The 13,897-nt window shown below is 68.1% G+C and carries 10 protein-coding genes and 2 pseudogenes; 8 read left to right on the forward strand and 4 right to left on the reverse strand.

All coding sequences use genetic code 11. The features are described from left to right. Nucleotides 1–83 precede the first annotated feature (83 nt). Together QF035_RS01005 and QF035_RS01010 are read left to right on the forward strand one after the other, a co-directional pair. Nucleotides 84–1,319, forward strand: a complete 1,236-nt coding sequence (locus QF035_RS01005) for an MFS transporter (protein WP_307517495.1) — start codon at nucleotides 84–86, stop codon at nucleotides 1,317–1,319. A gap of 283 nt (nucleotides 1,320–1,602) precedes the next feature. Beyond that, nucleotides 1,603–2,322, forward strand: a complete 720-nt coding sequence (locus QF035_RS01010; protein WP_307517496.1) for an IS6 family transposase — start codon at nucleotides 1,603–1,605, stop codon at nucleotides 2,320–2,322. Nucleotides 2,323–2,441: 119 nt separating this feature from the next. Here QF035_RS01010 and QF035_RS01015 read toward each other — a convergent pair whose 3' ends face one another. Both QF035_RS01015 and QF035_RS01020 read right to left on the reverse strand, forming a co-directional pair. Next, on the reverse strand, nucleotides 2,442–4,115 hold the full coding sequence (locus tag QF035_RS01015) for an FAD-binding dehydrogenase (protein ID WP_307517498.1): 1,674 nt from the start codon (nucleotides 4,113–4,115) through the stop codon (nucleotides 2,442–2,444). A gap of 421 nt (nucleotides 4,116–4,536) precedes the next feature. Continuing rightward, complete coding sequence (locus tag QF035_RS01020; protein ID WP_306943964.1) at nucleotides 4,537–4,683, reverse strand: hypothetical protein; 147 nt, start codon at nucleotides 4,681–4,683, stop codon at nucleotides 4,537–4,539. Nucleotides 4,684–4,818: 135 nt separating this feature from the next. On the opposite strand from QF035_RS01020, the pseudogene QF035_RS01025 reads away from it, so the two are divergent. The 6 genes and pseudogenes from QF035_RS01025 to QF035_RS01050 all read left to right on the forward strand — a co-directional run. Beyond that, nucleotides 4,819–7,035, forward strand: a pseudogene (locus QF035_RS01025) (helix-hairpin-helix domain-containing protein); the annotation flags it as partial. 4 nt (nucleotides 7,036–7,039) lie between these two features. Next, nucleotides 7,040–7,276: a hypothetical protein gene (locus QF035_RS01030; RefSeq protein WP_307517499.1), complete on the forward strand. Its 237-nt coding sequence runs from the start codon at nucleotides 7,040–7,042 to the stop codon at nucleotides 7,274–7,276. Between the two features lie 64 nt (nucleotides 7,277–7,340). Next, nucleotides 7,341–8,498, forward strand: a complete 1,158-nt coding sequence (locus tag QF035_RS01035; RefSeq protein ID WP_307517501.1) for a tyrosine-type recombinase/integrase — start codon at nucleotides 7,341–7,343, stop codon at nucleotides 8,496–8,498. Next, a complete protein-coding gene (locus QF035_RS01040; protein ID WP_307517502.1) occupies nucleotides 8,495–9,679 on the forward strand; it encodes a hypothetical protein in 1,185 nt (394 codons plus the stop codon). The genes QF035_RS01035 and QF035_RS01040 overlap by 4 nt, the downstream gene beginning before the upstream one ends. Nucleotides 9,680–9,705: 26 nt before the next feature. Beyond that, nucleotides 9,706–10,956, forward strand: a complete 1,251-nt coding sequence (locus QF035_RS01045; RefSeq protein WP_307517504.1) for a site-specific integrase — start codon at nucleotides 9,706–9,708, stop codon at nucleotides 10,954–10,956. Further along, the gene (locus tag QF035_RS01050; RefSeq protein WP_307517506.1) at nucleotides 10,953–11,480 is read left to right on the forward strand and encodes a DUF6262 family protein; all 528 of its coding nucleotides are present in this window, start codon (nucleotides 10,953–10,955) and stop codon (nucleotides 11,478–11,480) included. The genes QF035_RS01045 and QF035_RS01050 overlap by 4 nt, the downstream gene beginning before the upstream one ends. A 521-nt stretch (nucleotides 11,481–12,001) precedes the next feature. Here the strand turns inward: QF035_RS01050 and QF035_RS01055 are convergent. Continuing rightward, nucleotides 12,002–12,828, reverse strand: a pseudogene (locus QF035_RS01055) (IS5 family transposase). A 146-nt stretch (nucleotides 12,829–12,974) separates the two neighbouring features. After that, nucleotides 12,975–13,619: a hypothetical protein gene (locus tag QF035_RS01060; protein ID WP_307517507.1), complete on the reverse strand. Its 645-nt coding sequence runs from the start codon at nucleotides 13,617–13,619 to the stop codon at nucleotides 12,975–12,977. Between the last annotated feature and the right edge of the window lie 278 nt (nucleotides 13,620–13,897).

Consider the following 13,897-nt stretch of genomic DNA (forward strand, 5'->3'; position numbering starts at 1 on the left):
CAGTTCTGAGGTTCGGCGATGCTCCCCTTCCCTCCCGCTCCCACACCCGCCTGCCAGGCGGCCCTCCGTGCAAAGGGCATTCAGTGAAAACGAACAGCGACAGCGCGCTGACGTTCACCGTCGCCGCTGCCCTGATCGCCGGAGTCACGCTCGGCAGCAGCGGCAGTAACGTGATGCCCGTCTTCGTGGACGACTTCGCCGACCGCTTCGACCTGCCCAGCACCAGCGCCGGACTCGTCGCCGCCAGCCAGCTGACGGCGGTCGCGATCACCACCCTCCTGCTCGCCAACCGCGCCGCCCGCCCCGGACGCGTCCGGATGGCCCGCCAGGGGCTGGCCGTGGCCGCCGCGGGATTCATCGGCGCCGCCATCGCTTTCGACATGCTGACGCTGATCGTGGCCAGTCTGCTGCTCGGCGCCGGACTCGGAGCCGTCTACGCCGCCTCCACCGCCGCCCTGGCCGGCGTCGGCGACGACGCCGACAAGACCTCCTCGATCGCCATCACCGGAGCGCTGTTCGCGAGTGCCCTGCTGCTCCTCGCCGTCCCAGCCGTCAACGAGTCCGCAGGCGGGGGAACCGGCTTCTTCCTGCTGGCCGTGTGCTGCCTGCCTGGCTGGTTCCTGGTGGGCCACCTCCCCGACGGCTCGGGCCCGGCGGGCAGTCCTTCCGCGACCGCCCCCGACGCAGCCTCCCGGTCGGCCCGTCCCTCCGCCGTGCTACTGGTCGGCGCGGGCCTCCTGATGGCCGTCACGCAGGGAATCTGGTCCTACGCCTCCGTCCTGGGGCGCGGCCACACCGGCATGTCTGCCTCTGTGCTCTCCGCCGTCCTGGCCCTCTCCAGCGTCGTCGCACTCGCCGGAGCCGTAGCCGGACCGCTCGCCGTGAAGCGTTTCGGCCGCCTGCGCTCGATGACCGGGTTCGTCGTCGTCGAAGCGTTCAGCACGGGGCTCCTCATCGTCACCCACAGCCCCACCCTGTTCATCGCCACCGCCGTCATCTGGCAGACGTGCTGGCTGGCCGTCCTGGTCCAGATACTCGCCGCCGCCTCGGTCATCGACTCCACCGGACGGTGGGTGGCCGCCCTCAGCGGCGCCGGAGCACTCGGCGGAGGCATCGGCCCCCTGGCCGTCGGCGCGATCATGGACAACATGGGCGTCGGCGTCCTGAGCATCCTCCTCACCGCGGGAACGCTCATCGCCGCACTCCCCCTCCTCAAGATGACCGACGCGGCAGCAGACACCGCATCCGCCTCACCCCACGCGCAGGCCACGCCCATCGCGAGGACGACCACCGAGAAACCAACCTCACCAGCGGAATGAAACACCCGCCCCACGTGCGTCCACGGCGGCTGAATCCTGACCGGTGTGCTTCAAACGCCAGGCGGGATACTGCGGAGCCAGGACTGACGCTCCCAGGCCCACCACCCGGTCGTGAGAACGGCGAGCGGCCAGCTCGGTGCGGCGGTCATGCCCGTCAGGGAGCACGCGTGTCGGCGTACACAGTTACGTCCCCACCTTCGTACGGATGAATAGGGACGGCACTGTCACGTTGACTGGCCGGGTGGGATGATCTTCTGGTTGGTCATGCTGGGAGGGGTGGTCCGTGGACAGCGCGCCGCCGTCGTACAAGGGGCACCGGTACCCGGTGGGGATCATCGCGCACTGCGTGTGGCTGTACTTCCGCTTCCCGCTGTCGTTCCGCGAGGTCGAGGAGCTGATGCGCGAGCGCGGCGTGCTCGTCTCCCACGAGACGGTCCGCCGCTGGTGTACGAAGTTCGGGCAGGCCTACGCCAACGGCCTGCGCCGCCGGCGTGTGCAGCCGGGCGACAAGTGGCACCTGGACGAGGTCTTCCTCAGGATCAACGGAGAGCAGAAGTACCTGTGGTGGGCCGTCGACGCCGATGGCAACGTGCTCGACATTTTGGTCCAGAACCGGCGGGACACCGCTGCGGCCAGGCGGTTCTTCCGCAAACTGCTCAAGAAGACCTGCTCGGTGCCGAGGGTGGTCGTCACCGACAAGCTGCGCTCCTACGGCGCGGCCCACCGCGAGGTCAGGCCCTCCGTAGAACACCGCGCCCACAAGGGCCTGAACAACCGGGCCGAGAACAGTCATCAGCCGACGAGGCAGCGCGAACGCGCGATGAAGGGCTTCCGCAGTACCGGCGGGGCCCAGCGGTTCCTGTCCGCGTTCAGCGGCATCTCACCGCACTTCCGACCACGCCGCCACCTGATGACCGCCACCGAATACCGCGCCGAGATGACCACCCGCTTCGCCATCTGGGACCAGGCCACCGGCGCCACCGACCAGGCCGCCGGAGCCTGAGCACCAGCCCGAACCCGGCCCCCACCACGCCCCGACGCGCCGTCAGAGGCACACGCAGCCAACAACGTGACAGCGCCGTCGGTCAGGTTCCCCGACCACCCCTGCCGCACGTTCGTCGATCAGGCGGCCTGCTTCGCCGCCGCCCGTCCCGCCGCTCGCCCGGAGAAGAGGCAGCCGCCGAGGAAAGTGCCCTCCAGGGCGTTGTAGCCGTGAACGCCTCCGCCTCCGAAGCCGGCGACCTCGCCCGCCGCGTAGAGACCGTCGATCGGGGTGCCGTCGACGCCCAGGGCACGGGAGTCGAGGTCGGTCTGGATGCCGCCGAGGGTCTTGCGGGTGAGAACGTGGAGCTTGACGCCGATGAGCGGGCCGGCCGCAGGGTCGAGGATGCGGTGCGGGGTCGCGACGCGGCCGAGGCGGTCGCCGATGTAGCGGCGGGCGTTGCGGATGCCCTGGATCTGGGAGTCCTTGCTGTAGGGGTTGGCGATCTGCATGTCGCGGGCCTCGATCTGGCGGCGCAGCTCCTCCGCGTCGAGCAGCGGCTTGTCCGTCAACTCGTTCATCCTGGTGACGAGTTGCTCCAGGGTGGGCGCGGTCACGAAGTCGGCGCCCTTGCGCAGGAACGCATCCACCGGGCCGGGGGCACCCTTGCCCAGCAGACGGTCGCGCAGGACGGCACCCTTGTCCTTGGCCGTGATGTCGGGATTCTGCTCGGAGCCCGACAGCGCGAACTCCTTCTCGATGATCTTCTGGGTGAGGATGAACCAGGAGTGGTCGTACCCGGCGACGTCCCCGGTGGTGCGTAGGCACTTGAGGGTGCTGAGCGTGTCGTAGCCCGGCAGGCAGGGGTCGGGCAGGCGGCGGCCGAGGGCGTCGAACCAGAGGGAGGACGGGCCGGGCAGGATGCGTATGGCGTGGCCGGGCCAGATCGGGTCCCAGTTCTGGATGCCCTCGGTGTAGTGCCACATGCGGTCGCGGTTGACCAGGCGGACGCCCGCCTCGGCGCTGATGTCGAGCATGCGGCCGTCGACGTATGCGGGTACGCCGGTGACCATGTTCGTGGGCGGGGTGCCGAGGCGCTCGGGCCAGTAGCGGCGGACCATGTCGTGGTTGGCGCCGATGCCGCCGGTGGTGACGATGACGGCTTGGGCGGTGAGTTCGAAGTCGCCGATGCGGTCGCGGTTGGAGGAGACGCCCCGGGGCGAGCGGTCTTCGGCGAGCACCGTGCCGCGCACCCCGCGCGCGGAGCCTTCCTCGATCACCAGCTGGTCGACCTGGTGGCGGTGGTAGAAGGTGAGCAGCCCATCGCGGGCGGCCTGCTTGGCATGGTCGACGAACGGCTCCACGACGCCGGTGCCGGTGCCCCAGGGGACATGGAAGCGGGGCACGGAGTTGCCGTGCCCGTCCGCCCGCAGGTCACCCCGCTCGGCCCAGCCCACCGTCGGCAGCAGCTTGATGCCGTGCCCGTCCAGCCAGAACCGCTTTTCCCCCGCCGCGAACTCCACGTACGCGCGCGCCCAGCGCACCGCCCAGGAGTCCTCGTCGTCGACCCGGTCGAACTGCGCGCTGCCCTGCCAGTCGTTCCAGGCCAGGTCGAAGGAGTCCTTGATGCCCAGGCGCCGCTGCTCCGGGGAGTCGACGAGGAAGAGTCCGCCGAAGGACCAGAACGCCTGACCGCCGAGGTTGGCGGCGTTCTCCTGGTCGACCAGCGCGACCCTGCGGCCCCGGCTGGTGAGCTCGTGCGCGGCGACCAGGCCCGCGAGGCCCGCTCCGACGACGATGACGTCCGCATCCATGGCGACCGATGCCTTTCTTGTTGGAGGACTCGTTGGGGAACTCACGGCGGGGTGCCGCTGCCGTTGGTCAGCAGCGCGTTGAGTAGCTATGGGAGCCAGACGCGGGCGCTGTCGACGTCCTGGGCAGTTCAGTGCCGCTCATCGGTCACCGTTCCTGTGATCCGCGAGCGCCTTCACCGTGCGTCCGTCCGAGGCGGGTCTGCGGCACAGCTCTTCTTGGATTGCTGTCATGGCTGTCCTTCGTGGAGTGCCAGAGAGGGGGTCCAACGACACCGCCGTCATCATGACCACTCACCCAAAGTCATGTCAACACTGGTGACATCGTTGCTGACACCATCGTTACTACCACTGTTGACACCGATGGAGTGGCGAGTCGGCGTGAGTGCGCCCCGGTTCCTCAAGCCGAACGTGTTGTGGCGTCTCACATGACACACTGGAGGGCTTCTGGAGTGAGGTGGCCGAGGGTGGGATACCCGTCGATGGCCATGATCAGGTCGGCTTCGGCGAGCGGCGAGCTGATCACGGGTACGCGAGGCGGGTGAGAAACCATCTGCACGTTCACGGTCATGCCCGACCGCGCAGACTCCGATGACGTCCCGCATCCCTCAACGCCCTGTTTCCAAGCAGCCCGATGCGTCGCGGACACCCACGCGACGCATCGGCGCAGGCCAGAGCCGATCTGTTCGTTTCGACAGTCGGTAAAGAACGGTTCCTCAGTGAGCGCCGCACGTCACTGCCGGACATCGACCTGGACGTGGAGTCCGAGCGTCGTCTGGAGGTGTACGACGCGATCATCAAGCGGTTCGGACGGGAGCGAACGGCGGTCACCGGCATGCCCGAGACCTACCGGGCGCGGCACGCCCTCAGGGACAGTGGACTTGCCCTCGGGATTCCGCCCCAGGTCGTCGGCGAGATCGCCAAGAGCTTTCCGCACATTCGTGCCCGGGACATCCGCGGCGCCCTGGCCGAACTCCCGGAGTTGCGGCAACTCGCCGCCCAGGCAGAGAAGTTCGGGCCGCTATGGGAGCTCGCCGAAGGCTTGGACGCGCTGCCGCGCGGCTACGCCATGCACCCCTGCGGGGTGATCCTGTCCGATGCGTCCCTCCTGGACAGACTGCCGGTGCAGCCGACTCCCGCCGGGTACGCGATGGTGCAGGCCGACAAGGACGACATCGAACTCGGAGGCTACGGCCTGCTGAAGCTGGACGTCTTGGGCGTCCGCATGCAGAGTGCGATGGCGCACGCGGTCGCGGAGATCCGTCGTACAACCGGCCGGGTCCTCGACCTCGACAACCCCGATCACGTCGACCTGAACGACCGACTGGCCTTCGAACTCATCCAGGCGTCCGATTCGGTGGGTTTGTTCCAATTGGAGTCGCCTGGTCAGCAAGATCTTTTGGGGCGGCTGCAGCCGCGACACATGCAGGACGTCATCGCCGACATCTCGCTTTTCCGGCCCGGCCCGGTCAGCGGGGGCATGCCTGCGATCTTCATCGCGGCCCGGCACGGCGCCGCACCGCAGTACGCGCACCCGGACCTGGAACCGATCCTGTCCGATACGTACGGCGTAGTGATCTGGCACGAGCAGATCATCGCGATCCTGTCGAAGCTGACGGGCTGCGATCGCGCGGCGGGCGACGTTGCCCGCCGCGCCCTCGCCGACCCCGACCGCCTGCCCAAGGTGGAGGCGTGGTTCCGCCGTACGGCCTGCGAGCGCGGCTACAGCAAGAACGTGCTGGACGAGGTGTGGGAGACCGTCGCCTCGTTCGGTGCGTACGGCTTCTGTAGGGCACACGCCGTTGCCTTCGCCGTGCCCGCCCTGCAGTCCGCGGTCCTCAAGGCCCGGTACCCGGCATTCCTGTACGCCGGACTTCTTGAGCACGACCCGGGGATGTGGCCGCGGCGCGTTCTTGTGGCTGACGCCCGCCGCCACGGCGTGCCGATCCTGCCCGTCGACGTCAACCACTCCCACACCCAGCACAGTGTCGAACAGACCGATCAGGGCTGGGGCGTGCGGCTCGCCTTCTCCACCGTCAAGGGCATCAGCGACGCCGAGGCCGCGCGTCTCGCCGTCGGACAGCCGTATGCCGGCCTGCAGGACCTATGGCAGCGGGCCCGGCCTTCCCTGCCCCTCGCGCAGCGCCTGATCCGCATCGGGGCGCTCGGCCCGCTCGCGGGAGATCTCACGCGGCGGGACCTGATGCTCCAGGCCACCGAGTTGCACCGGCACTCCCGTGCCCGCTCCGCCACCGACGGACAACTGCCGCTCGGCGGCGAGCTGGTGACCGCCACCCCGAGCGGCCTGCCGGAGATGACCAGCCGGGACAAGCTCTCCGCGGAGCTGGAGACGCTGTCCATCGACGTCACGCACCACCTGATGGAGCACCACCACCGGCTGCTGCGCGAGCTCGGCGCGACCGATGCCGCCCACCTGCGCGGCATGATCCCCGGACAGAAGATCCTCGTCGCCGGAGTGCGTGCCTCCACCCAGACCCCGCCGATCCCGTCCGGCAAGAGGATCATCTTCACCACCCTTGAGGACGGCTCCGGCCTGGTCGACATCGCGTTCTTCGAGGACTCCCACGACGCGTGCGCGCACACCGTGTTCCACTCCGGCCTGCTGCTGGTACGCGGCACCGTTACAGCCCGCGGCCCGCGCCGCACCGTGGTCGGCGAGATGGCCTGGGATCTGGACGAAGTAGCCGCAGCGCGCCGCGATCACGGCCCCCAAGCCGCCCTCGACCTCCTCGGCCGCACCACCCCCTCCCCCACTCCGGTCCAGCCGGACGCTCCGCAGCGCACCCTCGCCGACGGAACCGCCGGCGCCCGCCTCCACCCGTACGCCGACCTCCAGCCCGCCGGCACCCGCTCGGCGGACCTGCGACGGCTCGGCCACCGCTCTCAGGGAAGCGCAGGGTGACACGATGAGCGGCCGCCATATCCTTCACCTTCGCTTCCAGGTCCCGGCCGACCCTGACGCCGAACTCCCCGAGCGGCTGCGCCGCTTGCTGGAGGACATCACGCCCCGCGTGCAGATGATCGAGCCGGACTCGGCTGCTCTGAACCTCACCGGAGCAATCCCGTACTTCAAGCTTCTCTTGGGGCTCCGTGGGTGTGGTGTGACGTTGCCGGAAGGTGCCTCGTTAGGCGCTGGACGGTGAATCTCCGGGGGTGTGGCTCTGTGGTGTGCCGTTGCAGGTGGCTATGGAGTTGAGGACGTGAGCTGTGCGGAGTTTTCCGGTGTGTTTGCCGTCGGGCGCCCGGTACTGGACGGTGCTGGATGCGGAGTTGGGGGTGTTTCCCGCTGCTGATCAGTGGCTGAGGCACGTTCGGTTCGGCCAGCATCGTGCTGAGCTGACGACGAAGTCTTATGCGGGTGCCGTCGTTCTGTATCTGCGATGGTGTGAGCGGACGGGCCGGGACTGGCGCGAAGCCGCGAGCGAGGTGGGCCTGTTCATGGTCTGGCTCAAGTACGCCCCAGGGAATCCGCACGAACCGGTGTCGGCAGGGCCGGGCAGCGCGCCGGTCCGTGGAGAGCGCCGCATCAACGGTGTTCTGACGGGCGTGCGGGGATTGCTGTCGCATGCTGTCACTACAGGCGAGGTGGAGCGCTGGGTGCTCAGCCTGCTCTACGAGGTGGTCAGCACTCGGGACTTGCCCACCGAGGCGCTCGGTGAGGCGCCTGGGATGGTTTCGCGCCTGAAGGCGCGCCACCGGCTGCAGGAGCCGGAGTCGGACGTGGACCGCGCCAGTGATGAAGAAGCGGTGGCGCTGTTTCGGGCGTGCCATAACGCACGCGACCGGCTCATCGTGCTGTTGCTGGCGCGTGTCGGGCTGCGTCCCGGGCAAGTGGCGGGGCTACGCCGCAGCGACTGTCACCTCCTGATGGACTCCCGGGCCCTGGGGTGCGACGTGGAAGGTCCGCATCTGCACATCATCCGGCGGGCGAATGAGAACGGTGCTTGGTCGAAGTCGCGGAAGAAGTGGGTGCTGCCGGTCGACTTCCTGGTCGTCCAGGCGATGGACCAGTACGCCGCTGAGCGTCACCGCATGGTCGGCGCCGGGGGCAGCGACTTCCTGCTGGTGAATCTCTTCCGCGCGCCGCTGGGGTCGCCGGTGACTACGGATGCGATCGGCGAGCTGATTGCCGCGCTCGTACGCCGGGCTGGCCTGGGGCGCAGGGTCGTTGCGCGCATGCTGCGCCATGCCTTTGCCAGTAACGTCGCCGACGCCGGCGGGGTTCTGGACGAGGTGCAGGCGTTGCTGGGGCAGAGCCATCCTGGCTCGCCTCGGCCCTATCTGCACCCCGCGGCGGGACGGCTGCGCGAGGCGATCGAGCGGGTGCCCTCTCCGCGCATGATGAGCGCGGAGGCCGAATCGTGAGCATCCATGCGGCATCTGCGCGCGTGTTCGTGGGCCGGGCGGAAGAGCTCATGGCTGCCGTCGATCCCGAGTTCTTGGACCTGCTGGGCTGGTCGCCTGATCGCAGCGTCCTGACCTTCCCCATCGGACATCCGCTCCTCGGGATGCCGCTGTGCCGGGTGGTGGAGTGCGGTTGCGTCGCGTACTCCACGAGCGGGCTGTGCCGCAACTGCGAGAAACGGTGGAAAAGCGCAGACGGGGCCTTTGAGGTGTTCGTCGCAGCGCCACGGCCTGTCCGTCGACGCAACGGGGTGGAGGACTGTGCCGTTGGCGGCTGTTCCCGGCCATGGGTGACACGGACGCGGCAGCTGTGCAGCGCCCACCAGTACCAGCGGGTCAAGATGAATCTCGACCTTCCAGAATTCTTGCGTCACCCGGCAGTGTACCCTCTGCCGTCGTTTGGGACATGCGAGGTTGCGGCTTGTGACCGGCAGCGGTCAGGGAAGGTCTCTGCCTACTGCCTGCAGCACACACAGCGCCGCACCCGCATGATCAAGGAAGGGACATTCCCCGGTGACGAGGCCTTCCGGCGCGCGATGCGGGCGGTGAGCAAGTTCGTCGACGTCAATCTGCGCGGTCTGGCGCCGCTGGTGGTCGCCGAGGTGATCTATGGCCTGCAGGAACGCATCCGGGGCGGTACCAAGACGCCGCCGTGGCATCTGCGCCCGGTGTGCGAACTTGCCCGTACCCGGCAGGTATCGACCCTGGACGAGCTCGACCCGGCATCGCTGTGCCGACGCCGTCAGGCGCTTCTCAACGCGCTCACTACCGCGTCACGCCGGCTCGGCATGACGCCCGAGAGCGAGCGACACAAGGATGTGTGGGATGCGGCGGCGTTCGGCCGGTCCGGAAGCCTCAATTTCACTGGGGTACGTCAGCCCTGGCTGCGCGAAGCCGTCAAAGCCGCCGTGTGCGACGAGTTGCCCCGGCGTCGCGGCGTTCAGGCTCGCGGACAGATGCAGACCCACATCAACGCCTTCGTCAAACTCTCCGACAGCCTGCACCTGCAACGCGACGACCGCGGCACCCACCCCGCGCTCCTGGAACGCCAGGACATCGTCAACTTCAGCAACCGTCTGGCCTTCCTCGCCGAGCAGGGGGGATCAGCACCTACACGTGGATCTCTATCGCCCGGGCGGTGAGGAAGTGGCTCAGTCTGATGCGGAGCATGGGCCTGACCCGGCCCGGGCAGCCCCTGCACGGCCTGCCCGCCGACTTCATGCTGCTCACCCAGGACATCCCCGACGAGCCCGAGGACTCCGAAGCCGGCAAGGACCTGCCCGATGAGGTGATGCGTCAGCTCTGCGCCCACCTCTACCTCCTGGAGGAGAGGTCCAGCCGCGAGGTACGCGTCGCCGTCGAGCTGCTCATCGACACCGGGCGGCGTCCCTTCGAGATCTGCCACCTGCCCTACGACTGCCTGACCCGGGACACCGATGGCAAGCCCGTCCTGCTCTACGACAACCACAAGGAATTGCGCCTGCGCCGTCGCCTGCCCATCCCTGAAGCCACCGCAGCGCTGATCATCGCGCAGCAGGAACGGGTCCGCGCCCGCTTCCCCGCCACGGCGCCCGGCCGGCTTGTTCTGCTGCCGTCCGTCGTGTCCAACCCCGAGGGGACCAAGGCGATCTCCGATGTGCTCACCCAGCATCGTGACTGGGTCGCAGCGCTGCCGGACGTGGCGCTAACGATGCCAGTTCATGAGGAGGGGAAACCCGTGGCCAAACAGTTCTGCTTCGACAAGGAGAAGATCTTCCCCTACGCCTACCGGCACACCTACGCCCAGCGGCACGCGGACGCCGGCGTACCGGTCGACGTGCTGCGCCAGCTCATGGACCACCGGCAGTTGACCACCACTCAACGCTATTACCGGGTCGGCGAGCAGCGCCGCCGGGAGGCCGTCGAGAGGGTCACCGCGATGCAGTTCGACCGGCACGGCAATCGGATCTGGCGGAGGGCGAAGGCCCTGCTGGACTCCGAGCATGCCCGCCGCGCGGTCGGGGAGGTCGCGGTGCCGTACGGGGTGTGCACCGAGCCCTCGAACGTTGCGGCCGGCGGTCACGACTGCCCCGTCCGCTTCCGCTGTGTGGGCTGCGGGCACTTCCGCACCGACGTGTCCTACCTTCCCGATCTGGAGGCCTATCTCACCGATCTGCTGCGCAGTCGGGAACGGCTCGCCGCTTTCAGCGCCGACACCTGGGCCAGGGACGAGGCAACGCCGTCCGATGAGGAAATCACTCGTGTACGGCGGCTTATCCGGCGCGTCCGCACCGACCTTGACGACCTCACCGATGAGGACCAGACGCAGATCCAGCAAGCCGTCGCAGTGGTCCGCCGCAGCCGCCAGGTCGTCACCCTCGGCATGCCCCGCGTCGCTGCGCCAGTGCTCAACCCCCGTCCCGAGAGGCCCTCCGTGTGACCAGCCGATTGACCGAAGGCAGACGTGCGGACTCCGCCCGCCGCCGCGAAAGGGTCCTCAAGGCCCTCGACACGGCACTGCGGACGGGTGGAGACATCACCGTCTCCGGTCTCGCTCGCGCCGCCCGGGTTGACCGTACCTTCCTCTACCGCCACCGTGACCTGCTCGCACGCGTCCACGCCGCTGCCACCGCCCCAGCCGGGGACGAGGCGATGACAGCAGTCAGCCGTGCCTCGCTGCAGACCGATCTGGCCAACGCCCTGGAACGCAACAACCGCCTGGCCGCCCGTGTGCGTCAACTGGAAAAGCGACTGTCTCAGTCGATAGGGGCGAAGGTCTGGGCAGATTCCGGGCTCGGAGCGTCGGCCGATGTTGACCAGCTCCAGCGGCGAATCACCACGCTGGAACAGCAGGTATCGAATATGCAGGGCGAACTCGACGAACGCACCGAAGAGCTCGAGGCGGCTCGTGCGGCCAATCGTGAGATGACCCGGTCGCTGAACCACCGCCCCGCTCGTTTGTGACAACGATATGGTGTCCGTCAACGTGGCTCCAGGCAGACCGCGAACCACTACGCCAAGTGGCACAGGTTCATCTGTGACGTCGTCGAACCCATCGCCTCCGGTGCCAGCTCTGTCCAGTTCCTGACGGCAAACACAAACACGTCGGGTCGTCGCAGCTAAATCCCTCGTGACACACGTGTCCGGGCATCCTGCGTGTAGCCAGTGCAGTCCAGCCACGGCGGCCGCGATCGCCGGGGTTTCGCTCCAACCGGTTTGGGTGCGTATCTTCCCTGGGCGGCTTGCGACACTCTGACCAGCGGCTTTATGAACGACCCGACCAGAGTCGTGATCGAATGACGTGCCGTCGGGGCGGGTTCAGCGACGTTGAGCGCGGAAGATCCGTGCGACCCCCGATCAGCCTGCGCAGATGGAAGCGCGGCTGGTCGGAGCACCTTAAGGTCGATCACTGATTGCCCAGGTCAGAGCGCATCACTTGCTCCCTCGGAAGATACGCACCCAAATGAGATCACCTCTAAGAACTCCTAACAAAGTGAGAGGTTGACCAGTCGGCGCCAGCAGATGATGCCGCAGGCCAGGCTGAGGAAAGCTTCGTGGATGTCGTCGCGGATCTCCCAGCGGATGCGCAGTCGGCGGAACCAGTGCAGCAGTGCAAAGCTCTGCTCGACCACCCAGCGGTGCACGCCCAGTCCGGAACCGTGCTCGACGCCGCGCCGCGCGATGACCGGGGTGATCCCCAGGGCCCGCACCTGTTTGCGGTACTTGTCGTGGTCGTAGCCGCGGTCGGCGTAGAGCGTGACCGGTCGTTGTCGGGGCCGCCCGCGCCGGCCGCGTACCGGCGGGACGGCCTGGATCAGGGGGATGAGCTGGGTGACGTCGTTGCGGTTTCCGCCGGTCAGCGAGACCGCCAGCGGGATGCCGTGCCCTTCGATGATCAGATGGTGCTTGGAGCCTGTTCGGGCACGGTCGACCGGGCTCGGTCCTGTTTTGGGCCGCCTTTGAGCGCCCTGACGTGCGAGCCGTCGATCACCGCCCTCGACCAGTCCAGCGCGCCGGCGGCATTCAGCTCGGCCAGGAGCGACTCGTGCAGACGCTGCCAGACTCCCGCGTCGTTCCAGTCACGCAGACGTCGCCAGCAGGTCATGCCGGAGCCGAAGCCCAGCTCCTGGGGCAAGAACTCCCACGGAATACCGGTGTACAGCACGAACAGGATGCCCGACAGCACCTTCCTGTCGTCCAGACGCTTGCGCCCCGGGTGATGTGGGCGACGCGGTACAACCGGCAGCAACGGCTCGATCCGCGCCCACAGCTCATCCGTCACGATCCACGGCGGCTGTTCACCCCTTCTCATGCGCAGGCTAACAACCCATCAGACACCAACATTCCAAGGTAAGTTGCAGCTTTTTGTTAGGAGTTCTAAGTGCGGGGTCTTTGCGTGTGTGTAGGCGGATGCCGCCGGAAGCAGCTCCATGACAGTGATCACAGCCGCACGAGAACTCAGTCATCCTTTCCGGTGTTCTCGCTCGGCAGGAACATCTGGCGTACCCAAAGGCCCAGCAGTACCGTCCCGCCGACCAACAGTGGTACCGGGTCGCGGGCAAGAGGAGCCAACACATATTCCAGCGCCGTGACCGTGCAGACGGTCAGGGGAATGAACGCCGCGGCGCCCTCTATCCCCAATCGCAGCGCCGGCCGACCGGCGCCCAGGACGCTCGCCCCGCCGGGCACCCAAGGGCCGGCAGCGAGCACCAGCAGTCCCGCGGTACAGCAGGCGTCGGCCAGCTGGGAAGACATCACCTCGGGGGTAAGCGGGCCGACCGTCCACAGTCGCAGGGTGTCGCCGATCAGCGTGAGGGACAGCCCGACGACCGCTACCCACACAGTGGCCCGCTGCTTGCCCCGTACGAGACGGCACAGGGCGAACAGAAAACTCAGGAACACAACCTCCGCGGTCCAAAGGACGCCGACCATTCCGGTCTCCAGCCGCCAGCCGTCACCGGCCCCCCGCAGCAGTACCCATACCGTCATGAACACGGACCCGGCTGTGACGACCCCGTCAAGCACGCGCCGCAGCCACATGTGACGACCGGTACCGGCATCGGCCGCGAGCCCCAGACCGGCCATCCCCAGGCCGACCGCCATCGTCACTCCGGTGACCACCACCGAACCGACCAACGGTCGCGCATCCAGTCCCCACGCCGGAGGGTGAGCCGACAGCACGTTAACCGCGGCCCGGTACACACCCCCGGCTGCGGCAGAACCCGCGAACAGCAGCAGACGCGTCCGCACACGTCCGCTCGCCCCCCATGCACGGAGCATCATGGAGACCATCAACGCCCAGCAGCCGACGGACGGCCCGAAAGCCATCATCCGCGCCCCCGCCGGACCCGCGGCCGCCCACAACCCGGTGACAGCCAACA

This window comes from Streptomyces umbrinus (assembly GCF_030817415.1).
Taxonomy (GTDB): Bacteria; Actinomycetota; Actinomycetes; order Streptomycetales; family Streptomycetaceae; genus Streptomyces; species Streptomyces umbrinus_A.